Origin of the sequence: Rothia sp. ZJ932 (assembly GCF_016924835.1) — a bacterium.
Taxonomy (GTDB): Bacteria; Actinomycetota; Actinomycetes; order Actinomycetales; family Micrococcaceae; genus Rothia.
The window spans coordinates 1167405-1192728 of the sequence record NZ_CP070480.1; the positions used below are offsets into that span (position 1 = coordinate 1167405).

At 52.5% G+C, this 25324-nt stretch carries 23 protein-coding genes; 7 read left to right on the forward strand and 16 right to left on the reverse strand.

What is annotated here, in order from left to right; translation table 11 throughout:
* Positions 1–22 precede the first annotated feature (22 nt).
* Entirely contained in the window at positions 23–652 is a 630-nt protein-coding gene (locus tag JR346_RS05390; protein WP_205481890.1) for a DUF3043 domain-containing protein, read from the reverse strand.
* 56 nt (positions 653–708) lie between these two features.
* Here JR346_RS05390 and JR346_RS05395 point away from each other — a divergent pair, with 56 nt between their 5' ends.
* The 5 genes from JR346_RS05395 to JR346_RS05415 all read left to right on the forward strand — a co-directional run bounded on the left by JR346_RS05395 (position 709) and on the right by JR346_RS05415 (position 5963).
* Positions 709–2112 (forward strand): dipeptidase, encoded by a 1404-nt coding sequence (locus JR346_RS05395; RefSeq protein WP_205481891.1) that lies wholly within the window; start codon positions 709–711, stop codon positions 2110–2112.
* Positions 2113–2242: 130 nt separating this feature from the next.
* Positions 2243–2602, forward strand: coding sequence for an iron-sulfur cluster assembly accessory protein (locus tag JR346_RS05400; RefSeq protein ID WP_205481892.1), 360 nt, complete (start codon positions 2243–2245; stop codon positions 2600–2602).
* Positions 2603–2915: 313 nt separating this feature from the next.
* Positions 2916–3833: a cytochrome c oxidase subunit II gene (gene coxB / locus JR346_RS05405; RefSeq protein WP_204875894.1), complete on the forward strand. Its 918-nt coding sequence runs from the start codon at positions 2916–2918 to the stop codon at positions 3831–3833.
* Between the two features lie 11 nt (positions 3834–3844).
* Complete coding sequence (ctaD, locus tag JR346_RS05410; protein ID WP_204875896.1) at positions 3845–5557, forward strand: cytochrome c oxidase subunit I; 1713 nt, start codon at positions 3845–3847, stop codon at positions 5555–5557.
* A gap of 4 nt (positions 5558–5561) precedes the next feature.
* The gene (locus tag JR346_RS05415; protein WP_204875898.1) at positions 5562–5963 is read left to right on the forward strand and encodes a cytochrome c oxidase subunit 4; all 402 of its coding nucleotides are present in this window, start codon (positions 5562–5564) and stop codon (positions 5961–5963) included.
* Positions 5964–7049: 1086 nt separating this feature from the next.
* Here the strand turns inward: JR346_RS05415 and JR346_RS05420 are convergent.
* The 4 genes from JR346_RS05420 to JR346_RS05435 are packed head-to-tail and all read right to left on the reverse strand — an operon-like array spanning position 7050 to position 11376.
* Complete coding sequence (locus JR346_RS05420; RefSeq protein ID WP_205481893.1) at positions 7050–8741, reverse strand: cytochrome bc complex cytochrome b subunit; 1692 nt, start codon at positions 8739–8741, stop codon at positions 7050–7052.
* Positions 8742–8743: 2 nt separating this feature from the next.
* The gene (locus tag JR346_RS05425) at positions 8744–9835 is read right to left on the reverse strand and encodes a ubiquinol-cytochrome c reductase iron-sulfur subunit (RefSeq protein WP_204875902.1); all 1092 of its coding nucleotides are present in this window, start codon (positions 9833–9835) and stop codon (positions 8744–8746) included.
* A 51-nt stretch (positions 9836–9886) separates the two neighbouring features.
* Positions 9887–10681 carry a c-type cytochrome gene (locus JR346_RS05430; RefSeq protein WP_204875903.1) on the reverse strand — a complete coding sequence of 265 codons (795 nt, stop codon included), beginning with the start codon at positions 10679–10681 and terminating at the stop codon, positions 9887–9889.
* 56 nt (positions 10682–10737) lie between these two features.
* Positions 10738–11376: a heme-copper oxidase subunit III gene (locus JR346_RS05435; RefSeq protein WP_204875904.1), complete on the reverse strand. Its 639-nt coding sequence runs from the start codon at positions 11374–11376 to the stop codon at positions 10738–10740.
* 175 nt (positions 11377–11551) lie between these two features.
* Between JR346_RS05435 and trpD the strand changes: the two genes are divergently transcribed.
* Positions 11552–12619: an anthranilate phosphoribosyltransferase gene (gene trpD, locus JR346_RS05440; RefSeq protein WP_370592568.1), complete on the forward strand. Its 1068-nt coding sequence runs from the start codon at positions 11552–11554 to the stop codon at positions 12617–12619.
* 61 nt (positions 12620–12680) lie between these two features.
* Here trpD and JR346_RS05445 read toward each other — a convergent pair whose 3' ends face one another.
* Positions 12681–13043: a DUF3054 domain-containing protein gene (locus JR346_RS05445; protein WP_205481894.1), complete on the reverse strand. Its 363-nt coding sequence runs from the start codon at positions 13041–13043 to the stop codon at positions 12681–12683.
* A gap of 277 nt (positions 13044–13320) precedes the next feature.
* On the opposite strand from JR346_RS05445, the gene JR346_RS05450 reads away from it, so the two are divergent.
* Positions 13321–13659: an RNA polymerase-binding protein RbpA gene (locus JR346_RS05450; protein ID WP_204875912.1), complete on the forward strand. Its 339-nt coding sequence runs from the start codon at positions 13321–13323 to the stop codon at positions 13657–13659.
* 86 nt (positions 13660–13745) lie between these two features.
* Here JR346_RS05450 and JR346_RS05455 read toward each other — a convergent pair whose 3' ends face one another.
* From JR346_RS05455 to pafA, 10 genes are all read right to left on the reverse strand, one after another.
* On the reverse strand, positions 13746–14483 hold the full coding sequence (locus JR346_RS05455) for a polyprenol monophosphomannose synthase (RefSeq protein ID WP_204875915.1): 738 nt from the start codon (positions 14481–14483) through the stop codon (positions 13746–13748).
* Positions 14484–14621: 138 nt separating this feature from the next.
* A complete protein-coding gene (locus JR346_RS05460; RefSeq protein ID WP_205481895.1) occupies positions 14622–15692 on the reverse strand; it encodes an amidohydrolase family protein in 1071 nt (356 codons plus the stop codon).
* An 18-nt stretch (positions 15693–15710) separates the two neighbouring features.
* Entirely contained in the window at positions 15711–18554 is a 2844-nt protein-coding gene (locus JR346_RS05465; RefSeq protein ID WP_205481896.1) for an RNA helicase, read from the reverse strand.
* A gap of 116 nt (positions 18555–18670) precedes the next feature.
* Positions 18671–19519, reverse strand: coding sequence for a twin-arginine translocase subunit TatC (gene tatC, locus JR346_RS05470; protein ID WP_240333876.1), 849 nt, complete (start codon positions 19517–19519; stop codon positions 18671–18673).
* Between the two features lie 107 nt (positions 19520–19626).
* Entirely contained in the window at positions 19627–19896 is a 270-nt protein-coding gene (gene tatA / locus JR346_RS05475) for a Sec-independent protein translocase subunit TatA (RefSeq protein WP_204875928.1), read from the reverse strand.
* Positions 19896–20258, reverse strand: a complete 363-nt coding sequence (locus JR346_RS05480) for a hypothetical protein (RefSeq protein WP_205481897.1) — start codon at positions 20256–20258, stop codon at positions 19896–19898. Before JR346_RS05480 ends, tatA begins: the two co-directional genes overlap by 1 nt.
* Before the next feature lie 86 nt (positions 20259–20344).
* The gene (locus JR346_RS05485) at positions 20345–22201 is read right to left on the reverse strand and encodes a WYL domain-containing protein (RefSeq protein WP_205481898.1); all 1857 of its coding nucleotides are present in this window, start codon (positions 22199–22201) and stop codon (positions 20345–20347) included.
* Positions 22202–22253: 52 nt separating this feature from the next.
* Entirely contained in the window at positions 22254–22652 is a 399-nt protein-coding gene (locus JR346_RS05490) for an FKBP-type peptidyl-prolyl cis-trans isomerase (protein ID WP_204875933.1), read from the reverse strand.
* A 37-nt stretch (positions 22653–22689) separates the two neighbouring features.
* Positions 22690–23772 (reverse strand): FKBP-type peptidyl-prolyl cis-trans isomerase, encoded by a 1083-nt coding sequence (locus JR346_RS05495; RefSeq protein WP_204875934.1) that lies wholly within the window; start codon positions 23770–23772, stop codon positions 22690–22692.
* Positions 23773–23861: 89 nt separating this feature from the next.
* Positions 23862–25298 carry a Pup--protein ligase gene (pafA, locus tag JR346_RS05500; protein ID WP_204875936.1) on the reverse strand — a complete coding sequence of 479 codons (1437 nt, stop codon included), beginning with the start codon at positions 25296–25298 and terminating at the stop codon, positions 23862–23864.
* Positions 25299–25324: the final 26 nt, after the last annotated feature.

Here is a 25324-nt window from a genome sequence, read left to right on the forward strand (position 1 = left end):
TAGGTTATAATCCCTCAGCGAATTACTTGGGGTACTGCCCGCGGGCAACCTGAGGTTTGGGTAGACGCATGCGGCGGATCATGAGAACACGGTTCATCGTGTACATTGCTGAGCCCGGTTCAACGTCACCGAACTTCTCCACAAGACGTGCCTTAATCTTGCGCCATACCAACCAGGTATCAAATGCCCAGAGCAAGATAAGACCCCACATAATTATGGTGGTTTCTAGCTGGTATTGACCCAAGAAAAGTGACACCAAGAAGAAAATGAGCAGAGCGATAATGACGAAGTCGCCAACGTTCCAGCGCGCGTCTACATAATCGCGAATGAAACGGCGCTGGGGACCGCGATCACGTAGCGGCAGGTAACGTTCTTCGCCCGTGCGTAGAGCTTCTTGCTCCCGCAGGCGGTGTTCACGTGCCTGCTGACGTTGCGCTTCTTTTGCTGCTTTGCGGTCATCAGGAACCAGTGGCTGTTTACGGGCAGCCTGTTGCTGCTTACGTGAGGGGGTGGGGCGTCCCTTAGGCGGGGTTGTCTTCTTTGAGTTCTCGGTGACTGCCTGCTGCTCACCGTTGTCAGTAGCTGCAGTAGAGGTTGCTACCGACCCGTGAGTGGCGGGGGATTTCTCGTTCTTTTTATTTCGTCCTAACACCCTATAAGAATATCGAAGATACAAGCACTATGCGTATTCGGGAGTAGGCTTGTTCTATGAATATCTCACCAGAATTTCAGTTTCGTGCCAAAGATACTCTCGAAGCAGAGGTCCGTAGCAATTTTGAACACACTCTACAGCGTTTGACAGAGCTAGTTGCTATTCCGTCAGTTGCGTGGGAAGCCTACGATTTATCGCAGGTGGAACGTAGCGCTGAAAAAGTAAAAGAACTAGCATTCGCGGTGGGTTTCGAGCAGGTTGAAATCCTGACCGCTACCTACGGTCCTGAAAATACAGCCGGTATGCCTGCCGTTGTTGCACGCAAAGAAGCGGCACCGGGGCATCCCACCATTTTGCTCTATGCCCACCACGACGTTCAACCGGTGGGAAATCTCAAAGAGTGGCAAACCGCCCCCTTCGTCGCCACCCGTAAGGGCGATCGCTTGTTCGGACGCGGCGCTGCCGATGACAAGGCGGGCGTCTTAGCCCACCTTGCAGCTTTTGAAGCTACCCGTACGGTACTGGGTGATGACTTCAAGGCTGGCGTAACCCTTTTTATCGAGGGTGAAGAAGAAGCGGGATCACCCAGCTTTACTAATTTTTTGAACACTTACCGCGATAAGTTAGCAGCAGACGTCATTATCGTTGCTGATTCGTCAAACTGGCAGGTGGGCGTACCTGCTCTCACCACTAGCCTGCGAGGAGTTGCTAGCGGCACGATTTCTGTCAGGGTCGCAGACCACAATGTTCATTCCGGGGTCTTTGGAGGCCCCCTCCTTGATGCCCACACTGTGATGGTGCGTACCCTGGCATCACTTCACAACTCTCAAGGTTCAGTTGCAGTTGAAGGTTTAATTCATGCACCTGAACCTGAGGTTGAATACCTTGAAGCTAACTTCAGGGCAGACTCTGGCATTCTAGACTCGGTTGAACTTGCTGGAACCGATAGCATTGCATCTCGCCTATGGGCGCAGCCAGCTATTTCAATCATTGGTATGGATGTACCCAGCGTCGAGACAGCTTCTAACACTATTGCTGCTACCTCGCGCGCAAAAATCAGCGTGCGATTGGCACCCGGATCAGACCCTGCGCAAGCTCATGCCGCTCTCGAAAATCACCTGAAGAATCTTGACGTGATGGGGGCAAAGGTTACTTACACCGCAGACGATTCCGGTCAGCCATTTAGCACCGACACATCCTCTGCCGGGGCACAGCTGGCACTCGCCGCCTTCAAAGAATCATGGCAGGTCGACCCCGTCACCACCGGGTTGGGAGGCTCAATCCCATTCATTGCCGATCTCACCGAGGTTTTCCCCGGCGCAGATATTCTCATCACGGGCATCGAAGATCCTGATACTCGAGCACATAGTGCCAACGAATCGCTGTACCTCCCCGATTTTGAGAAAGCAATACTTGCTGAGGCGCTCATGCTGGCAGAACTCAGCGCATCTGCCCAGTAAAGACGCGCCGCGGAAGAAATTTTATTTCTGGCGGAATAGACCGATAACTTTTAGAGTTATAGGTGACAGAAAAACTATGAGAACTCTGACCAACCGCACCGGCTGGTCTAGCTACGAAAGGGTTTATCCCATGACTACTGAAGCGCTTGCAGCCGAGATGCCCACTCACGGAGTTAATCTCACCGACGTTGCCGCAGGTAAGGTACGCGCATTGCTGGAACAGGAAGGACGCACCGACCTGCGTCTGCGCGTAGCCGTTCAGCCCGGTGGCTGCTCAGGTCTGATTTACCAGCTCTACTTTGATGAGCGCGTACTCGACGGTGATGCCGTCCGCGACTATGACGGCGTTGAAGTTATTGTTGACCGCATGAGCGTTCCCTACCTCGATGGTTCAACTATCGACTTTGAGGACACTATCCAGAAGCAGGGGTTCTCTATTGATAACCCCAATGCTCAGGGTTCATGTGCCTGCGGTGACTCCTTCAACTAAGCCTTGAACGGGTAGTTATCACCTGCACGAGTCATTCCATCAAAAAGCTGGCTACTGTGTACCCCGGTAGCCAGCTTTTTTGTGTCGCAAAGGCCGTCCTCAGTGGTTCTAGACACCAGTGCGAGGGCTTGGAATGCAGATCATCACGACACACAGATGAAATACTTCGCACAACACACTGCAATAAGTGACAGGTTGTCACCACAACACGCCAAGAACGGGTAAGCTCGTGTATGAAAGTTTTTTCTTGGGTAAACACTGTCCACACACGGTATCCAAGGATTTCACGCACACCAAAAAGGAAGGGCCGACTGTGAGTTCGCAGCATCGAACCAGCAGCCGCAAGCACAAGGGGCTGAAGGTTTCAGCATTAACCCTGGCTTCCGCTTTGTTTCTGACAGCATGTTCAGATCAGGCAAAGGTGGGTTGGCTACCCACCAAACGCGGTGTGACCGACAATGCCGACACCATCATGGATCTTTGGATTGGTTCATGGGTGGCAGCACTGGTAGTAGGCCTTATTACTTGGGGTCTGATGCTCTGGTGCTTCATCGCCTACCGTCGTCGCAAGAATGAAGTCGGTTACCCCCGCCAGCTCGCGTATCACGCACCGCTGGAAATTTTCTACACCATTGCGCCGGTCATCATGATCGTCAGCCTCTTCAGCTTCTCCGATAGCGCAGAACGCGCAATCACCGCTCCCAAGGCTGACAACGCAGACGTTACCGTAGAGGTATACGGCAAGCAGTGGGCATGGGACTTCAACTACATCAACGAGGGCGTTTACTTCTCCGGTGTTCAGGCTCGCCTGAGCACACAGGATAACCCCCAAGGTCCGCAGATGGCTGAAGAAGACATGGTTTACGGTAAAGACGGGATTTCAGCAACCCTTCCCACTCTTTACCTCCCTGTTAACTCCACCGTTGATCTGCAGCTTAAGACCCGCGACGTTATTCACTCCTTCTGGGTTCCCGCTTTCTTGGAAAAGCGCGACACCTTGCCCGGTCAGACCAACCACATGTACTTCACCACCGGTGAAGAGCCTGCAACCTATGCAGGTAAGTGTGCAGAGCTCTGCGGCGAGTACCACTCAGAAATGCTCTTTAACGTTAAGGTCGTTTCTCAGGAAGACTACGACGCTTACATCCAGTCGCTTGAGGACATGGAAAACGTAGGTCGACTCGGTGATGAGTACAACCGCAATCCCAACCTCAACGAGATTAAGAAATAAGGGGTGAAAAAATGTCTACTTTTGAATATTCAACCGAAGGTACAGGTTCAGTAGCCCCTCGCGTGGTTCCCAAGTCAAAAGGTCGAATCATCGTTAACTGGTTGACCTCAACCGACCACAAGACCATCGGTTACATGTACCTCATCTCAGCGTTCATCTTCTTCTGCTTTGGCGGTCTGATGGCCTTGCTGATGCGCCTGGAGCTCTTTGCTCCCGGCATGCAGTTCCTTGAGACCAAGGAAATGTTCAACCAGCTCTTCACCATGCACGGCACCTTGATGTTGCTAATGTTCGGTACTCCTTTGTTTACCGCATTCGCTAACATCCTGGTTCCTTTGCAGATTGGTGCGCCTGACGTGGCTTTCCCTCGTCTGAACTCACTGGCTTTCTGGTTCTTCCTCTTCGGCTCATTCGTAGCAATCGCAGGCTTCATTACCCCTCAGGGTGCAGCATCCTTCGGTTGGTTCGCGTATGCACCGCTGAACAGCGCTACCTATAGCCCCTCAGTCGGCGGTGACCTCTGGGTCTTCGGTCTGGCGCTTCAGGGCTTCGGCACCATCATGGGTGGCGTCAACTTCTTGACCACCATCCTCTGCCTGCGTGCCCCCGGTATGACCATGTGGCGTATGCCCGTGTTTACCTGGACCACCCTGATCACCGCAATCCTGATCATCATGATTTTCCCGCCGCTGGCATCTGCTTTGTTTGCTCTGGGTATGGATCGTCGTCTGGGCGGTCACATCTTTGACCCCGAAAACGGTGGCGCAGTTCTCTGGCAGCACCTCTTCTGGTTCTTCGGTCACCCCGAGGTTTACGTTCTGGCACTGCCCTTCTTCGGCATCGTCTCAGAGATTATCCCGGTATTCTCACGTAAGCCCATCTTCGGTTACAAGGGTCTGATCTTCGCGACGATTTCGATTGCAGCGCTATCGGTTACCGTGTGGGCACACCACATGTACGTCACCGGTGCGGTCATGCTTCCCTTCTTCTCCTTCATGACCATGATGATTGGTGTTCCCACCGGTGTGAAGTTCTTCAACTGGATCGGCACCATGTGGCAGGGGTCAATCACCTTTGAAACCCCCTTGCTCTGGGTTATCGGCTTCTTGATTACCTTCCTCTTCGGTGGTTTGACCGGTATTATCTTGGCAACCCCGCCGCTGGACTTTCACCTGTCTGACTCATACTTCGTGGTAGCACACTTCCACTACGTCATCTTCGGCACCATCGTGTTCGGTATGTTCGCGGGTCTCTATTTCTGGTGGCCCAAGTTCACCGGCAAGATGCTGAACGAAAAGATCGGTAAGATTCACTTCTGGTTGCTCTTCATCGGCTTCCACACCACCTTCCTTGTACAGCACTGGTTGGGCGTTGACGGTATGCCCCGTCGTTACGCAGACTACCTGCGCGAAGACGGCTTTACCTGGATGAACCAGATGTCAACCGTGGGTTCAATGATCCTGGCAGTCTCCATGATTCCTTGGTTCTGGAACGTCTACTCAACCAGCCGCCACGGCAAGAAGGTTGAAGTAGATGACCCCTGGGGCTTCGGTGGCTCACTGGAATGGGCAACTTCATGCCCCCCTCCGCGCCACAACTTCACTGCTCTTCCCCGCATCCGCTCCGAGCGTCCTGCGTTGGATCTGCACCACCCCGAGCTGTCCACTAACCACGATGTTGCAGCAGCGGCACGCCGCGCAGCAACTGACAGCGTAAGGAGCTAATCGAATGAAACTTCTTTCGAATATCTTCGGCATCATCGGTGTTTTCTTGATTCCTGTAGGCGTTGTCTACGGCTTTATGACTGACTTCACTGAGTGGGCAGGTTTCCCTGCAATTCTGGCAACCGCAGTGATGTGTCTTTTCCTCTGGTGGTTCCTGAGCTTCACTGATAAGAAGCACCCGGACATGCCTTACGAGGATCTAGACGGAGAAATTGCTGACCAGGCTGGCGCTTACGGTTTCTACTCACCGTGGTCATGGTGGCCCTTGGTGATCGGTATCGTATGCACCATTGCAGTCGTTGGTTTGGCTGTTGCCTGGTGGGTACTTCTCCTGGCACTGCCCGTAGCAATCGCAGCTCTTGTAGGCTGGGTCTACGAATACAACCGCGGAGCGCACTCACACTAAAAGTGAAAGCGCCCTAGCATACTGACAGATGGTCGGTCTCAGAATTTTCTGAGACCGACCATTTTTCTATATCTAGCGGTGAGCGCATGTTGCATGAGTGGGCTCAGCCCCGTACGAAAACTGTCACGAGTGAGGTGCCGTTTATAGAGGACGAGTTTTGTCTTACTCAATGAGTTCTACCAGCCCCAAGTGTGTTTCTCATAGCTCTACGCCACACCTACAAGACTGTAGCCGAGTACAGCCGTTCAGAGTGGGTGGATTTATTTGACCCAACAGATGCTAGCCCTTGTACTGCTGAGAGGAGATATTTGACCTCACAGAGCCATAAGAAATACGTACGGAGTTTTGGTCGTCCCCACTGCGTCGCTGATGCAAAAAGTCTTTAGCGCTGAGGCCATTAATCTAGCAGGCAACAAAAAATCCGCGGCTCTCATTATCATCCGAGTTTTAGAGGTTGTCTCAACATGCTGGTAGTACTTCAGGAATTATCTCTCTAATACCGCAAAGGAACCTCTAAACCATCAGCATGTCGGTGAGCAGCCCTTCTTTAGTAAGAACTAACCCCAATGCCTTAGAAAGGTATATATAGAGGGGCGAGTGTCTGCGGCAGAGCCAAGACGGTAAGAAGGCTTGGTTCTGTGCCTTATCGTAAGCTAACTGCCAAAAACATCCTTAGATCACTTTTCTGCCGATGACAGGAGCTGAGCCTGAGACCGTTAGAAGCAGAACCCAAGATGAGGACTTCGCAGTGATTGCGGTGAATCTCTATAAGAAGCACGTTGGAGAAAATAACCCGCTAAAAAGCCTTAAAAAATGTCTGCTAGCCGGCACTGGAACGTCCTCATACCCCAGATACAGGTAAGGGAAGGGGGGGGGAGAGAGCTACTCACCTTTGTGTGCTCATCTCAAACTCCCATGGCACCGGAAAATTCCTTCGGGCAGGGGAGTCTCTGGCTGTTTAGGAGACTTTCTTTGGAGTTACCCCAGCGCACTTTAGCTCCAGCCAGCATCCGCAAAATAGCGTTTCCGGTTAACAAAAGATGCCCCGCACATATTGTGCGGGGCATCTTTTATAGCCTGTGAACCTTAGTGGTTGGAGTGACCACCGAGGGTGCCGGTGGGCTTGGGACCAGCTTCAACGGCTTCATGGTCGTGATGACCATGACCGTGAGCAGCTTCAAGCTCAGCCGGGGTAACAGGTGCTACGCGATCTTCAAAGAAGAACTTAGAAACGCGTGCTCGGCTCTTCTCAGCGAGAGTAATCTTACCCTTAGCGTTAGGCTGAGCGGCAAGATACTCGGGTGACTCGAAAGCTACGAGCTTGTAACGCTGGTATTCATCGAGGGGCTTGTGAACCTCAATGAACTCACCGTGGGGGAGCTGAACAACGTTACCGGTTTCAATACCGTGCAGTACCAGTTCGCGGTCCTTGCGCTGCAAGGAGAGACAGATACGGCGTACCAGGATGAAGGCGATGATAGGTCCAAAGAACCAGAGGAAACGCAGAACGTATGCAACATCGTTCAACGAAACGTGGAAGTGGGTTGCGATCAAGTCGGAGCTTGCCGCAATCATCATCACTGCGTAGTAGGTAACACCGGCTGCACCGGCAGCGGTACGGAAGGGAGCGTTACGGGGACGATCCAGAATGTTATGGACGCGGTTGTCCTTGGTAACCCAACGCTCGATCCAAGGCCAACCGAACAGGAACATCACGAGGATGCCTGCCAGCATGAAAGGCAAGAGAACTGCCAGTACAAAGGTACCGATGGGGGTGTCGATCAACCATGACCAGGGGAAAACACCGGGCCATAGACGCAGGGCACCGTCACCGAAACCTACGTACCAGTCAGGCTGAGTACCTGCCTGAACGGGTGAGGGGTCGTAGGGACCGTAGTTCCAAATCGCGTTGATGGTAAAGGTCGCAGCAAGAAGCGCGATGATACCAAAGACGATGAAGAAGAAGCCGCCAGCCTTAGCAGCGTATACGGGACCTACAGGGAAGCCAACAACGTTCTCTTCGGTGCGACCGGGACCGGGGTACTGGGTGTGCTTGTGAACAATCACCATAAAGAGGTGGATTGCTACGAGCAGCAACAATAGGGCAGGAATAACCATAATGTGCAGTGAGTACAAACGGCTGATCAGCAGGGTTCCGGGGAACTCACCGCCGAAGAAGAACATTGACAGGTAAGTACCTACCAAAGGAATAGCCTTCATGATACCGTCAACGATGCGCAGACCGTTACCGGAGAGAACATCGTCAGGCAGTGAGTAGCCGGTGAAGCCAGCAAAGATACCGAGCAACCACAGACCGCAGCCTACGAGCCAGTTAAGCTCGCGGGGGCGACGGAAAGCACCGGTGAAGAACACGCGGAGCATGTGGATGGTCAAAGCAGTCATGAAGAGCAGTGCTGCCCAGTGGTGAATCTGACGCAGCAGAAGACCACCGCGGATATCAAAAGAGATATCCAAAGCAGATGCGTAAGCTGCAGACATATGAACACCCTTAAGCGGCAGGTAGGTGCCGTCATAAGTTACAGATGCCATTGAGGGGTTGAACCAGAAGGTCAGGAAAGTACCCGAGATAATCAGGATAACCAGGCTGTAGAGTGCAACTTCACCGAACATGAATGACCAGTGATCGGGGAAGATCTTACGACCGAATTCACGAACGATGCCTGACAGACCCACGCGGGTATCAACAAAGTTAGTGATCTTACCGGTAGCAGTTTTCGCCTGGTAGTTATTCTCAGTTTCAACGATATGCTGAGCCATGATTAAGCTTCACCTGCCATTTCTTTCACGTGCTTGCCACGCTCCCAGTAACCGGGACCAACAGGCTCGTGGAAGTCACTCTGAGCAACCAGGTAACCTTCTTCATCCACAGTGATGGGAAGCTGGGGCAACGGGTGTGCAGCCGGTCCGAAGATAACTTCACACTCGTTAGCGGCGTCAAAGGTTGACTGGTGGCAGGGGCACAGCAGGTGGTGGGTACGCTGCTCGTACAGAGCGATGGGGCAGCCCACGTGGGTGCAAACCTTGGAGAAAGCCAAGATGCCGTCTACGTTCCAGTCTTTACGATCCTCAGAGATATTGAGCTCGTCAGGATCGATACGCATCAGAAGAACTACGGCCTTAGCCTTTTCTTCGATATAACCGGTCTCGTGAGTCAATGACTGAAGGTTCTCAGGTAGCACGTGGTAAGCAGAACCGATGGTGACATCAGCAGCCTTGATCGGGGTACCTGAGGGGTCGCGAACCAAACGAACGCCCTGATCCCACAGGGTGTGCTTGAGCACCGAGGGATCAGCCGGACCGAGGTCACGGAAGAGGGTGACGAAGGTCAGCGGAGCAAGAATGATTGAACCAATCAGGGTGTTACGCAACAAGGGGCGACGTTTGATGCCTGACTCGTCCAAGATGGTTTCCATGATTTCCTGTGCTTCTGCACGGGATTCTTCAGAAGAAACGGGGTGGCGCATTTCGACCATTTCGTGGTCGGGCATAAGAGCGCGTGCCCAGTGAACGATACCAATACCAATGCCGAACATTGATAGAGCGATACCGAGACCCAGGAACAGGTTCTGCAGGCGCAGAGCGTTGTTCGCTGCGGGGTTGGTGACATCGTAGAAGTTTCCTTCTGCGCGAATGCCAAAATAAGCAAACCAGAAAAGGAGTGCACCAAGAATCGAAACTACGAAGAGAAGTGAGACCTGGCGTTCTGCTTTTTTGTTCTGCTTAGGATCGACGTCGGTGAGACGCGGGGAGTGCGGAGGAAGTCCCGGATCATGGAACTTCTCCTTACTTGCCTCGTTAGAGGTAACTACGGCTGAGGTGTTAACCTGTTCGCCGTCACGATGGTTTCCCATGTGATGCCTCAATCTTCCTAGAACTATTTCAAATAATGTGTGTGCGATTCATTAGGCTGCACGCGAGGTGAGCCAAATGGTGAAAGCAATAACGATGCCAAGACCCAAGGTCCAGATCAACAAGCCTTCAGAAACGGGACCGAGTGAACCGAGTTTAAAGCCACCGGGTGAAGCGTTAACTTCCTGGGACTTCAAGTAGGTGATAACGTCACGCTTCTCTTCGGGGGTGATGTTTGCATCGTTGAAGACAGGCATGTTCTGAGGACCGGTCTCCATCGCTTCGTAGATGTGTTTTTCTGAAACGCCCATCAAAGTGGGTGCCCACTTACCTCGGGTCAAAGCACCACCAACGCCAGCAGCGTTGTGGCACATTGCGCAGTTAGCCAAGAATACCTTGGCGCCATTTGCAGCATCGCCCTTTGAAACATCAAGGTACTCTGCTTCGGGAATGGTGGGACCGGCGCCCAATGAAGCTACGTAAGCTGAAAGCTGACGAGTCTGTTCATCGTTGAACTGCGCAGGTTTAAGCTGTGCCTGGGTGCCCTGCATCTGCATGGGCATACGACCAGTACCTACCTGGAAGTCAACTGCAGCTGCACCCACACCTACGAGGGAGGGGCCATCTGCAGAGCCTTCGGCGTTCATACCGTGGCAGGTTGCACAGTTTGAAACGAAGAGTTTTTCACCTTCGGTTACGTCCTGCTCGCTGTATGCGGTGCTAACAGCAGCCTGCGCCTGGTTGGTTGCGGATGCCACTGCGTAGAGGCCGCCGGTAAGGAGCAGAGCGATTGCAAGCAACACAACAGCAGCCAGCGGATGGCGACGCTTTTGAGAAAGTGCCTTCACGTTGATTTCCTTTAGTGTGTGCTAAATATGCTGAGTTTAAAGTTTCACTTCAAGGTTTACTTCAAGAAGTAAACGATGTAGAACAGGACAATCCAGATCACATCAACGAAGTGCCAGTAGTAAGAAACAACAATTGCTGAAGTTGCTTCGTAGTGACCAAAACGCTTAGCGACGTAAGCGCGTCCAATAATGAACAAGAAGGCCACAAGACCACCGGTCACGTGAAGTGCGTGGAAGCCAGTGGTGATATAGAAGGCTGAGCCGTATGCGCTAGAAGCGATGGTCATGCCTTCTGACACGAGGTTTGAGTATTCATAAGCCTGAACTGAAACAAAGAAAGCACCCATGAGGAAGGTCAACAAGAACCACTCAATCATGCCCCACTCTTTGAAGTTAAAGAGTGAGCCGGTGCGGCGAGGTTTCAGCTGCTCAGCTTTAAAGACACCAAACTGGCAGGTAACCGAGCTCAAAACGAGCACGATAGTGTTACCGAGCGCCAGCGGAACCTCGAGGTGATGCACGTTTTCTGCCCAAATGTCTGGGCGTGCAGCACGGAGCGTAAAGTACATTGCGAATAGTCCGGCAAAGAACATGAGCTCAGAAGCCAACCAAACAACGGTGCCTACTGATACAGCGTTGGGTCGGTTCAGAGTCGCATGTGCGGACTTACTGGGTGTATGGGTTGCAGTTGTCACATAGACATTATGTCTGTAAAACTCTCTCAGAACCAACAGGTTAGAGGTTTGGCAGGGGGGTGTGTTGCATCTGACCCCTTATTTTTCGCGGTTTTTGGTGCTTTTGTGACATTTACTTTACTCATCAGAGGATGGAGCGAAGAAACAATCTACGTGAAGGTGAAGACGTGGGGGAGTGAGACATACAATTTGGGATATGACTTATCACGCTGAACACTCCTGGACGATGATCCTTGCTGACCTCGTTGCACGTAAAGATCTCACACCACAACAAATTGACTGGGCAATGAATGAAATCATGACCGGTCAGACATCTGAGGCAATCATCGGTGCTTTCCTGGTCGCCCTCCACGTCAAAGGTGAGACCCCTGATGAACTCAACGCCTTGGCTCAGGGCATGCTTGATAAGGCTGAACCCATTGAGGTCACACAAAACGCCGTTGACATTGTTGGAACCGGTGGCGATCTTCAAAATACGGTGAATATCTCAACGATGGCTTCACTTGTCATCGCTGGCGCGGGTATTCCCGTCATTAAACACGGTAACCGTTCTTCAACCTCGTCCTCAGGTTCAGCTGATGTGCTGGAGGTTCTTGGCGTTAATTTGGCTCTCCCCATCCACCAGGTAGCCGAGGCAGTCAATAAAACCGGCATCACCTTCCTCTTTGCACAGGTATTCCATCCCTCTATGAAATTTGTGGCTCCCGTTCGCCGAAGCCTCGGCGTTCCCACCGCCTTCAACTACCTTGGCCCCATGACCAATCCTGCACGCGTCCGCGCATCCGCCATCGGTGTTGCTGATGCAAAAATGGCAGAAAAAATCGCTCAGGTCTTCGCATCCCGCGGCGACCACGCCCTTGTTTTCCGTGGCTCTGATGGTCTCGATGAAATTACTATCACGGGGGAGTCACAAGTCTGGGAGACCGGGGACGGCTCATACGTTGAGCATATTATTCGTCCGACTGATTTCGGTTTTGAAGAAGGCAGTCTGGATGATTTACGCGGGGGAGATGCAAAGCATAACGCTCAGGTTGTGATTGATACTTTATCTGGAAAGCAAGGTGCTATTCGCACCGCGGTTGTACTCAACGTTGCCTCTGCCATTGTCGCTTTTGAGCCTCAGGGCTCATCAACAGATTTCAAGGACCGCTTCGCACAGGCGATTGCTCGGGCAGAAGAATCAATCGACTCAGGTGCTGCACACAGAGTGCTAGATCAGTGGGTGGCATATACCAACCAGTAAGTACAAGTACCACACAGAAAACCCTCAACTCTTTGATAGAGAGTTGAGGGTTTTTTCATTTTTAGGAGTGCTCGATACTCAACAGCTTATAGGTGATAAAGCGAGAGGTGCCTAAGATGATACCCGTAAAGATCAGGGTGACCGCCCAGAAAGAGGTTGCGAATCCGCCACCTAAAAGTATTCGTAAAGCCATGCCAAGATTCGCGACAATAAGCCACTGCACCAACCATGCAGGTAGCCAGCGGTGGAACAGGAGAGAACTCAGGAAGAATCCCGCCAGAGCTGCCACCATAAAAGGTAATGCTGTTTCAAAAATTCCCAGTAGGTTGAGACCGTGGGAGGCGCGCCCGATAACTGCAAAGATCAATATTGCTAGTAGATCCATCCCAAGGACAATGAGCTTGTGTGGCGTTGAAAGGTTCATACAGGAACTCTAACCTGTCAACAGTTGACTCACCAGTTGATCGACGCACTAGGTAGGGCAACTGAGGAACGATGGTAGGCAAGATAGGGTAGTACTTTTAGAACTACTTTACATAATATAGATTATCGGCTTTCTATACCCGTTGACTTCACGTCCCCAAACAGTGATTTGCACACCCCGTTATAATGGAATGTTAGTAGTACGTTATGTGTTTAGTCAGTGAACTAAACAGTTGAGATCTTTAGAGTCTAGAGAGCCTCTTGAGGAAAGGAACACGATGAGCGATCGCAGCTTGCGCGGTATGCGCCTCGGTGCACAGTCCATGGAAACCGAAGCTGGTGTTGAACCGGCACCCCGCCAGCGCGTTGAGTACCGTACCCCCGATGGTGAACGTGTTTTTGTGACCTTTGCACAAGAAGCCGAAATCCCCGCGACGTGGATGGCTAAATCAGGTAAAGAAGCGTACCTGGTCAATGGTGATTCCACTCAGGAAGAAACCGCTGAAAAGCCCGTCCGTACCCACTGGGATATGCTCATGGAACGTCGTTCTATGGAAGAGCTTGAAGAAACCCTCCAGAAGCGTCTTGAGGTTTACCGCGAGCGTCATTCCCTCTAGAGCTAACTACCCTCTGAGGCACTTTTCTGCTGAAAAAGGGCGATTTCTTAGTGGAAATCGCCCTTTTTCAGTACTTATGCAGTGCTTTATGTGCGCTTGAGCAACTTTTTGAGACCGTGTACTCGTGCAGAAAGACCCCACTGGGTTACTTTCGCCATCGAGTCGAAGATGATACTGCCGTCCATCTTGGAATCGCCGATTTCACGTTCCACAAAGGTGATCGGAACTTCGACAATTCGTAAGCCAGCCTGCTCGGAACGCCATGCGAGATCTACCTGAAAAACATAACCCTTTGAATCAATACCTTCAAGGTTTAGCTTAGCAAGGGCTTCTTTAGTGTAAGCGCGGTAGCCAGCGGTAATGTCTTTGATACCTGTGCCCAGAATCAGGCGGGTGTAAAGGTTAGCTCCGCGTGAAAGAATCTGGCGGTGAACAGGCCAGTTTTTGGTTTTGCCACCCGGTACGTAGCGTGAACCGATAGCCAGCTCAGCCCCGCACTCGATGGCTTCAAGCAATAGCGGAAGCTGCTCGGGCTGGTGGGAGCAGTCTGCATCCATTTCAACTAGGACATCGTAGCCGTGCTCTAAGCCCCACTCAAAACCTGCCAGGTAAGCGCCGCCCAAGCCGTCTTTGACGGTACGATGCAGGACGTTAATCGCCGAGTCGTCTGCTGCCATAGCGTCAGCGAGATCTCCGGTGCCGTCGGGGCTGCTATCATCGACCACAAGGATGTCACTGTGAGGAACGGCTGCGCGCAAACGAGCTACAACAACCGGCAGGTTGTCTTTCTCGTTGTAGGTGGGAATAACCGTGAGAACTCGCATGTGCATTTACTCCTTGTGCGCTGGGCCGATTGCGCGAAGACGTGTAGACCAACTACCAGTATAAGGCACCGAGTTCCCTGCTATAAATTTGGGTGCAGCTCCCCCACCCATTCTGTAGGTGAGAAAGGGGTACATCAACTAGAGGGCAAAAACTTCTTGACCGCGAACTACAGTTACGTGGCATCGAGGAAAAACAATGCCATCGAGTTCAGGAAGCATAGGAGTTCTAGCCCGTGGATCAGTGCTCCACGCAGCTACCCTATCGTCAGCTGTTTGCACCATAAGTGCAGGTGCCTCCCACACTGCAAAGTCAGCGTTACCACCGGGTACTAGTTGCCCCTGGGTGGGTTCGGCAAAGCCGAGAGCACGCCAGTTACCGCGGGTCATCGCGTTGAAGGCAGCGCGGGCTGAAATATTGTGGGAGGCGTCCGCCCGATGGATAGCGTCGCTGACCAGCTGCCAGCCCCAGCGTCTACTCGTGCCCTCAGGATCAGAACCTATAAAGGTTGAAATTCCAGCGGTGATACTGCGAACTAGACTATTCTTGCTATCTTCCAAGGAGGAGTTAAAGCCCAGGCTAAGGTTGAGTTTTTCGCAGACGGCGAGCTGTTCATCAGTAACTACTGATACCCCGTCCAGCCTGAAGCCGGCGCGCAGGCGTCTCAATGGGCTGTGAGCGTCCACCGCCCTGATAATTTCAAGTGCAGCATCCACCTGGCGGGTGTTGCTGGTAGCTAGAGAAACTTTTACCCCTGCATCAATTGCCAGGTTAACCAGTTCACCGGCGTTCTCTTGTAGCGGGTCACAGTACACACCGTAAGCTGCAGTCAAAGACTCCGGGCTTACATCTTCTGAGTGCTCAATGATTGCATAGGGAAAAATCCGCAACGCTAGCTCTGAAGCCGAAAAATCGGGCACAAGGTTCAGGGGAGCAAAAACGGTAGCAGCAACGTACCCCTGGGCAACCAGCTGCTCTCCAAGCTCCTGTAGGTGAGCTGTGGAATCTACCCTTACTCCCCCAGCAACAAAGCCCGGAGTCACCAATAAACCGTCAAGACCAGTCTGCTTCATGCTGTCATCGGCTATTGACGTAGCACCAGCGTCTGACCCCACCCATTCCACTTTCTCGCCGTTAGTCAGCATTGCGCTGGCAAAAGGATCAGCAGGGCTGTAGACACTGCCATCTCGCAAAAGGTACACTGCATTCACGAATAACTCCAAACTTCTTTACATCTGATCGGCGACAACGCCGCGCTTGATGAGACCTATACTTGCTTCGCAGAGGGTTCTCAGATGGGGATCCTGCTGAGAAACATGCGCAATCTGATCCAGCGAATCAATAACCTGTTTGATCCAGCGCACAAAATCACCAGCAGCCAAATCAGTGCCCTCCAAAGCCTTAGAGAGGGAATCCCCGCGTGCCCACTTATATACCGGCCACACCATCCCGAGATCAGGCGCAGGGGTCTGCGGTAGCTTGAACCGCTGCTCAGCATCATTAAGCTTGCTCCACTGCGTAATGAGAGTGGTAATGGATGATTCGATGTCAGGACGCGGGTAACGACTGAGCAAACCACCGTCATCTCGTTTGCCCTGATAGACCACCGCAGAAACAACGGCAGCCGCTGACGCTGAGTCTAGCGCGTCCATAAAGCCTTTTTCGAGGCACAGTGAGGTCAGGAGATCCTTTTCACCGTAGATACGACGCAGGCTTCTGCCTTGAGGAGTGAGCGAAACAGACCCGTCTTCACCCTGCTCTACATAACCATAGGATGCCAGCAGATCCGTAATGCGGTTAAAGACCTGCGAGATGGTATTAGTACGGCGGGAAATCTGCCGACGCAGACCATCCGTCTCGCGGTCCAGCTTCCACCAGCGCTCAGCCCAGCGTGCGTGGTCCTCACGCTCAGAGCAGCCGTGACAGGGATGCTGACGCAGAGCCTGGCGCATCTGCTCAAGTTTCGCGTAATCAGGAGATTCTTTATGATCGAACCAGGTGTTCTGCGCTCGCTCACGCGGAGGAATGTTCTTGTAGAGCGCCTCACGCATACGAGAAGCCATATCGCGACGTTCCTTGGGGGTTTTACCCTGCCATTTTTTGGGTACCTTGATTTTAGAAACAGGCACAATCGGTCCCACCAAATCGCGCACATCAAGGCGACGGATGTGGGCGTCAATCGTCAAGATGGACGGGCGGGGGTCATCATTCGACTCGGCACGGGTTAGTACTACTGCCTCTCCCCTGTTTTTACCGCGGGGAATTTCGATGACATCTCCGGGCACTAGCTGCTGCAAAGAAGCAATGGACTGCGATAATGAGAGCTTTTTGCGGCTTTTTTCCACTGATTTTTCAAGTTCTTTAATATCCCTGCGAAGACGCGCGTAGTCGGTAAAATCGCCCAGATGGCATTCCATGGACGCAGTATACCCTTCAAGAGCACGCTCGTTTTTACGCACACGCTGGGCGATGCCCACCACTGACTTATCAGCTTGAAACTGGGCGAAAGAGGATTCTAGGATTTTACGGGTACGCTCGGCCCCAAACTGTGCGATGAGGTTCGCGCTCATGTTGTAGGTGGGACGGAAGGAAGAGTTCAGCGGGTATGTACGGCGCGAAGCCAAACCTGCAACCTGTTCAGCCTGCATACCGGGGCGCCACATCACCACCGCGTGCCCCTCGACATCAATGCCGCGGCGTCCCGCGCGTCCTGTCAGCTGAGTGTACTCACCGGGGGTAATGTCCACATGGTTTTCGCCATTAAACTTGGTGAGCTTCTCAAGCACCACGGAACGGGCGGGCATGTTAATACCCAGCGCCAGAGTCTCCGTTGCAAAAACCACCTTAATGAGACCCTCAGAGAAAAGAGTCTCAACAATTTCCTTGAAAACAGGGAGCAAACCGGCGTGGTGAGCAGCTACACCGCGAGTGAGCCCCTCACGCCATTCGTAGAATCCCAGCACCTTGAGATCTCGGACGTCCAAGGACGCGGTCGCCTCAGCAATGTAGGCGCGGATGGTTTGCGCTTGGGCTTCAGTAGTCAGCCGAATATCAGCGTCGATGCACTGCGATACTGCGCCATCACACCCAGCACGAGAGAATATAAAGCAAATAGCCGGTAGCAGACCGTTCGCGTCGAGTGTTTCAATCATTGCCGGACGCGAAATACGAGCTGGCATAGACGGCGGCGAAGAAAAACCGCTTACCGACGTATTGAGAGCTGCACCTCGACGGTCTCTGGGACCACGGCGACGACCGCGCTGATGGGGCGCTCGCGGACGAGCGCGTGAGGGCCGCCCTCTATGGGTACGCATCTTAAGTAGCTCGGGGTTAACCGCAGGTGCATCATCAGACTTATTGCTGAGAGCATCAGCCGCTTCTCCTACGGTGGTTTCTTCAGCGAAGAGGTCCACCAGGCGCTTACCAGCCAACACGTGCTGCCACAGGGGCACTGGGCGGTGTTCAGAGACAATAACATCGGTGCTACCACGCACGGTATCAAGCCAGGCACCGAACTCCTCAACGTTCGATACTGTCGCCGAGAGAGAAATGATAGAGATGTGCTCTGGCAGGTGAATAATTACTTCTTCCCACACTGCCCCGCGAAAGCGGTCAGCCAGGTAATGAACCTCATCCATAACCACAAAAGCGAGGTTATTCAGGGTTGAAGAGTCTGCATAAAGCATATTACGCAGAACTTCGGTGGTCATGACCACCACCGGCGCCTCAGAATTAATGGAGGTGTCACCGGTCAGTAGACCCACGGCATCTTCGCCGTACTGCTCTACCAGGTCATTGTATTTCTGATTGCTCAGCGCCTTGATGGGGGTAGTATAAAAAGCCTTTTTTCCCTGGGCAAGGGCGCAGTGAATAGCGAATTCACCCACGATGGTTTTGCCCGCACCGGTGGGGGCAGCTACCAGCACCCCGCGTCCTGCTTCAACGCTGCGGCAGGCCTCTTTCTGAAAAGTATCAAGCTCAAAACCCAACTGGGATTCAAAAATGCCGAGCTGCGTTTTAGAATGGGCAGCTCGTTCTTTAGCGTGACGGTAGCGTTCTGCATAGATAGACATATATCTAATCCTACGGCAGAGAGATCAGTACCCTCCACCGACTTGTGCTCTCAGCGGATAAGCCCAGCACATCGTCATCGGTGGCTGGGCTTATCGAAGAAAAATTGAGGCGATATTTAGTTTTGTTCTACGCGACCAAGCTGATCCAATTCTTCTTTACTGGTAGCGCGGTTCAGTTCTTCGGAGGTCAGCCCCGCAGCGAGCTTAGCGTTCTTACGATCACGACGCTTATCGTTGAGAATACAAATGCCGATAGCAAGGAAGAAGAAGAAAAGCAGGGGCGCCGCGAGGTAGAACATGGTCATGGGATCAGTACCCGGTGCCACCGCTGCCGCTAGGGTAGCCACTACAACAACAACCCAACGCCATGCTTTGAGAATGGTGCGACCGCGAATCAGACCCACCATATTGATACCCACCAGAACAACGGGAAGAACGAAAGCAATACCGAAGATCACCATAAACTTCACGAAGAAGGAAATGTAAACCTCAGCGGTCATCACGTTCCAAGTACCCTCAGGGTTGAACATGGTCAGCGCCTTGATAGCTGCTGGAATACACCACCACGCTACTGCCAGACCCAGGAAGAACATGGGAACAGCCGCGGAAACAAAACCAATGGCGTAAAGTTTTTCGCGCTTGTACAAAGCTGGAGTAATAAACGCCCACAGCTGGTACAGCCAAACCGGAGAGGCAAGTACCAAACCGATGTAAAGCGAAACCACGATCATAAGGTTGAAAGCGGCTGCCGGGGTCGCATAGTTCAATACCGCTTCGCGACCCTCAATCGAGTTAATTTCTTGTAAAGGACCGGAGATAGCGTCAATGAAGGGGTTATAGAGAAAGAAACCGCCGATAGCACCCAAGACAGTAGCGATCGCAGCCTTAATCAAACGGTTTCTGAACTCGCGGAAGTGCTCCCCCAACGCCATTTTCGCTTGGGGGTTATTCTTTCGACTGGTCACTTTACTCGCCATGGGTACTCCGAAAAGTCAGAAATCTTTACACTAAGAAACGCCCGCATCTGCGCACCTCGCGGGGTAACGCAAATACGGGCTATCAAAGATTTTAGTTACTTGTTGTGGTTATCAACGACGGGATCAGTTGAAGAAACCGAACCGTGTGAAGGGTTGTTGATAACTTCACCCTCAACAGGGGTGGTAGCCGACGCGTTCTTGTTCTTGCCGTCCTTCTTCATGTCATCAACTTCTGACTTGAAAATACGCATGGACTGACCCAAGCTGCGAGCCATGCCGGGGAGCTTCGGCGCACCAAAGAGAAGAATGATGATGAGCAGGAGAATAAGAAGCATTACCGGGTTGTCAAAGAGGCCACGAGCCATTAGAGTGCACCTTTCTGTGCGTTAATGCGTATATCGTCTACGCGTTGGGGCTGACCGAGCGTCTGGCGACGCTGGTAGCGCCTGGTTGCACGATCGATTTTACGTTCTTTTTTACCCAACTCATAGTCTGAAACAGCTTCATTGAGTGGGGTGAAGATTGCAGGCTTGGAAGTTTTTTCGACAGTCAGGTAGCTAACCTGCTGCGCTTGCTCCATTTTTTCGGAGTAATCGGTTGCCCATTGTTCAACAGATCCCATGACGTTCAGCCCTTTTTTCACTATTGAGTACAGCAAAAAACCTACGACTGCTAACGAAACTGCTGCAAGTGCTCCTGTGAGAAGCATCCAAAACCACCAAGGCATAAAACCAAGTATAAAACCTCCAGCCCTATAACGTGTGTGGTTTCGCTGTGAGATAGCAGGTAATTTACCGTTTCTTAATCAGCGTTTTATATCTGAGGGTCAAAAAGGCTCTCGGGGTTGCCATTTTCTGTTGCACAGTAAGCACGTAACGAGTGCGGTTCGATGATTTCAAGTTCCCCATACGATGAAAGGATAAGCTCCATGAACCAGCTGGGGTTAAACACATCAAAAGAAAAGTAGTCGCCTGATACTTGATTGCTGTGGCGCTGACATAGTTGGCGGTGGTAGGTGCCGGGTAAGTGGGCTTTGACGATGGCGGTGAAGGACGCGCGTGCATCCGGTGCAGTCTCGATGTGATGGGCTGGGGGTAGCTGTTCTTGCTGAGAAGTGAGGCTTATTCCGCTCAGTCGGAAAGTTCTTTCAGCATCACGCAGTAAGCACTGGGCGCGAACGTAAAGTTCGCCATCAACCATACGAAGTTCCAGGGGTTTGATACGGCGATAAGTGGTTGATGTACCCGTTGAATAGGTGATGTCGACGGTCTCACGCCGCTCCAGAGCGGCAATCAGCCAGGCAGGAGCGCTGTCATCGGCGATAACAGCTATTTGGTGTGAAAGACGCTCCCCCTGTGCAGAAAGCTGCACTAACTTACCTTCAAGCTGACGCAGGATTTTCGTTTCAGGCATGACCGCACCCAATGCGCGCAGTGCCAGCAAAAGATAAATAATTTCCTCCGTAGACAATGGTGCTGCAGTACGCAAATGCTGTACTGCCTCCATACGCTGCACCTGATCGTGGGTGAGATTTAAACTTACGCTCTGTTCATCAGCGGAGATCCACAGTAGGTTGAGGGCGCGCACCACCTCAGCACGGGTGACTGCGAAACGTTCAGCGATATCCTTCACGCTCACGGGGGCGTTTTCAAACGCGAACTCCGCGTAGTTAAGGATGCGCACAAACAGCTCCGCCGCGTCCGCCCGGGTACGCGGTGCCCCGTGCTCTTCCCATCTCATAGATGAGGTATCGCAGGGTTCACTCCCCCGGTGTCTGCCTGCCACCGCGGCTTTCATCGTGCGGCAACGCTCCCTCATGCTCAACTGTATGTGATCGTCGAAAACCTGTTGAGCTGGTATATCAGCGGGGCGATTCGGCTCAACAGTAGCCCCCGACAGTAGGATGCGTGCTGCCGCTTTATCTGCTACCACGGCGGGAATGCTCAAAAGCTCACCATGACGACGTAGCCACACTCGAGGAACAGGGATTGAAGCAATGCCTTGTAGATAGTCGTAAGCAGAAAAAGAGCCATCAGCAGACCGGTAGGTTCCAGCAGTTAAAGCCGCTTTGGTGAAGCGGTCTAGGCGATAGACCCGAGGCTGACGCTCGGTCGCTTCAACCCCCATGCAGTACCAGGTGCCGAAGGTAAAGCCTATGCCCCAGATGGATGTCCTGCGACTGCGCGTCTCACCACGAGCGTTAGTGTAATCGAAGCTCAACACCTTCTGCTCAGCTAGCGCCTCAATCACCTGCTCCAAATAAGGTGCCTGCTTAAACACAACCTCAGAGTGCCCATTGGCACTCTGGGTCTGTTCAACACCTAGTTTGGCAAGTGCCCGCTCCACAGAGCGGTGAGCTACGCCCTCCTGCCAGCTCGCGGCAGCCAGCGATAGCAACGAAAGATCTACAACAGATAAATGGTGAGCGCTCCCTTTGGCATGCTCAATGCGATACAGCGTTTCAACCCCCACCTTAGACGTCACCAGGGTGTACCCCAGCTTGCGCAGAGAATCCTTATCTCGCTCAAACGTCCGTTCGAAGGCGGCCGTTGATGGTGCGTTACGGTACGACGTGATGGTATCACGTATCTGTGCGCGCGATAATCCAACCTCACTGGCGGCAAGCACGTTCAAAACGCCCAGCAACCGCTCAACACTGCTTCTACTCATAGATACAAGAATAGCCCCCGACCTCTTAAAATCGGGGGCTATAAGCTATGCGCTACTTGCGAACATCTACCAAATCAACCACGAAAATCAGGGTTTCGTTGGGACCTATAGCAGCACCGGCGCCGCGCTCGCCGTAGGCGAGATGTGAGGGAATCTCGAGGCGACGGCGTCCGCCCACCTTCATGCCGAGAAGACCCTGATCCCAGCCTTGAATGACCTGACCTACGCCAGCGGTGAATCCTAAGGGCTCGCCACGGTTCCATGAAGAGTCGAACTCCTCACCGGTTGACCACGAAACACCTACATAGTGGCACTGAATGTAGTTGCGGGGTTCAACCTCGGCGCCCTTGCCCTCAATGAGATCAGTAATCACGAGTTCTGTGGGTACATCGCCCTCAGGAAAGTCGATTTCAGGCTTGGTACGATCAAGTTTACGTTCGCCAAATGACATCAGAGAATTTCCTTATCTTTATGAAATGGTCAGTAATTTACTCAGAGGGGCTAGGCTCTGCGGCAGGAGCATCAGCGGGTGCTGATTCGCTCGGAGGTGCATCACCTGCCGGAGCCATGTCGTTTGCTGACTCCGCGGGTGCCGGTGATTCTGAAGCTGCTGCGCTAGAGCTGGGGGCAGAAGTTTCAGCGGGTGCTGTACCTTCAACGCTACCCAAGAGGTCAATCACGAATACCAAGGGACCTTCCGGTGCCTTGTTCTGAGCGGCATTAGCGCCGTACGCCATCTCGGTGGGGATAGTCAGCATCACACGTGAGCCAACCTTCTGACCCTGTAAACCGTCTACCCAACCCTTGATGAGATTCTCGTTGAGGGGGAAGGACGCGGGAGCAGCACCTTCGGCGTAATTGCCGTCAAAGACTTCACCATTGTTCCAGGTCACACCCAAGTAACGAACAAAGAGGGTATCGCCCTTATTCACGGTCTGACCGTTGCCTTCGATGAGCACGTCAGATACCAGCTCGAGGGGTTCATCACCCTTGTTCTCAGGCAGGGCAATAGTAGCGTTATTGCCTTCCAAGCTGAATTTGGGCTTTGACTCACCCAAGTCCTTCTGCTCACCCTCAACGATGCTGGGGATTTTTCGAGCAACGGTGTAAACCTCAACATTGGTTGCGGTACCGGGGCTAGCGGTCACCATGGCGCCGTCTTTACCCACTGATTCGTTTGAAGAGTACGAGAAGGTAGTACCCACCTTGTTAGATGAGAGCAAATCGTAAAGCTCGGGGGCATTTTTTTTCAGCTGCTCGTTGACCTCAACAATTTGCAAAGGAGCACCTGCATAGGTGCTGCCCTGAGAGCTACCGTCAGCACCAGAGAAAATAGTGCCCTGAAGTACAAGAATATCGCCGTCATTGATATCGTCACTGCTACCCTCTTCAACCACGTGAATCTGGGTCGAGGTAGCAGCAAACGGAGTCTTAAAACTAACGGAGGGCTCTGCAGTTGCTGACTTCACATCGTAATCAACCTTTGAGAGGTCGCTAGTACCCGCACCGCAGGCGGTTAGTGCCAAAGCTAAAGCAGCAGAAGTCGCTGCCCAGGTCATCTTTTTCTTCACGAATTTACTTTCGGTTAGAGGGATAAAGACTGTTCGCTCACTCATCTTACAGATGTTTTCTTAGTATTTACTCTAGAAATTCTGGTGATTTAGATAAAGGGCGGTGCCCACGAGCTGGTGGGTTTCACATCGTTGAGAACCTTGATGAGCTCATCAACGCTGGTGGACTCGGTGGCAAAGGGATCTTTGCAAACCGCCGTGAACTGGGGGTAAGCATTAAGTTTCAGGTGTACCCAGTCCACTGTGAACTGTTCCCCCGCCGCTCGTGCCGCATTGATGAACTCACCACGAATACGTGCGCGAGTGTGTGGCGGTTCTAGTGCCGCCTGGGCAATTGCCTCAGCAGACACTACTGAACGTACGCGTCCTTTCTTCGCCAAAATATTGAAAACGCCGCGGGTCTGGTCAATATCGTGGTAGGCAAGATCAAGCTGAGCAATCTTGGGGTCACCGTAACCACGTGCTACACCCTCGATGATATAGGTATCCAGAAGTTTTTTCTTAATTGCCCAGTCAATTTCGGTATCAATAGCGCTAAAATCTTGGGATTCGATGGCGTCAAGCGCGCGTTGCCACAAATCTAGAATATAGGGCACGTCCTCATGGTGGGCGCCGTGTTGCTCGATGTAGGCAGTAGCGCTAGCTAAATAATGACGCTGCATCTCAAGGGCGCTGCGTCGAGAACCATCAGCCAGCATGAAATAAGCCGTACCCGTCAGATCATGGGAGATGGTTCGTAGCGCTGTGGCGGTGTCTTTGATTTCGTAATCGTTGAGGGGGTAACGATCTTCTAGCATGCGCAGCACAATGTCGGTGGCACCCATTTTGAGAAGAGTGGTGGTCTGCGACATGTTTGAATCGCCGTTGATTACGTGCAATCGGCGGTAGAGCTGCGCGTCTGCGTGAGGTTCATCGCGGGTATTAATGAGTGGACGCGAGCGTGTGGTAGCAGTGGATGACCCCTCCCAGATGTAGTCTGCTCGCTGGGAGAAAGAGTAGCTGGAGTCTTGGCTCAGGGCCTCTGCAGTACCCCATGAAGGCGGGCCCTGGCGGTGAGTTTTGCCCGCGCCCACTAGAATTTGGCGGGTCACCAAAAAAGGAATGAGAGAACGCACGAGCTTAGCGAACTCTACTTTGCGTGAGAGCATGTAGTTTTCGTGAGAACCGTAAGAGTTATCGGCTGAATCAACATTGTTCTTGAAAAGATAAAGGTGCCCGGTCAGTCCCTCTTCCTGTAAGTGGTCTTCTGCCTGATTGACCAAATCGTTGAAGAGATACTCGCCTGCCTTATCGTGGGCGATCAGATCTCGCATGCTGGCGCACTCGGCGGTGGCGTATTCGGGATGAGATCCCACATCGAGGTATAGCCGTGAGCCATTGGGCAAAAAAACATTGGTGGAACGCCACGAATCGACTACAGGTTTGAAAAGTTTACGCGCTGCCTCCTCCGGCCCCAAATGACCGACCCCCTGGGGGCTGTAGCGGATTCCAAACTCCGTTTCGATACCAAAAATTCTGCGTTCCACGAATGCTGTGCTCTCTCTAGGTGCGT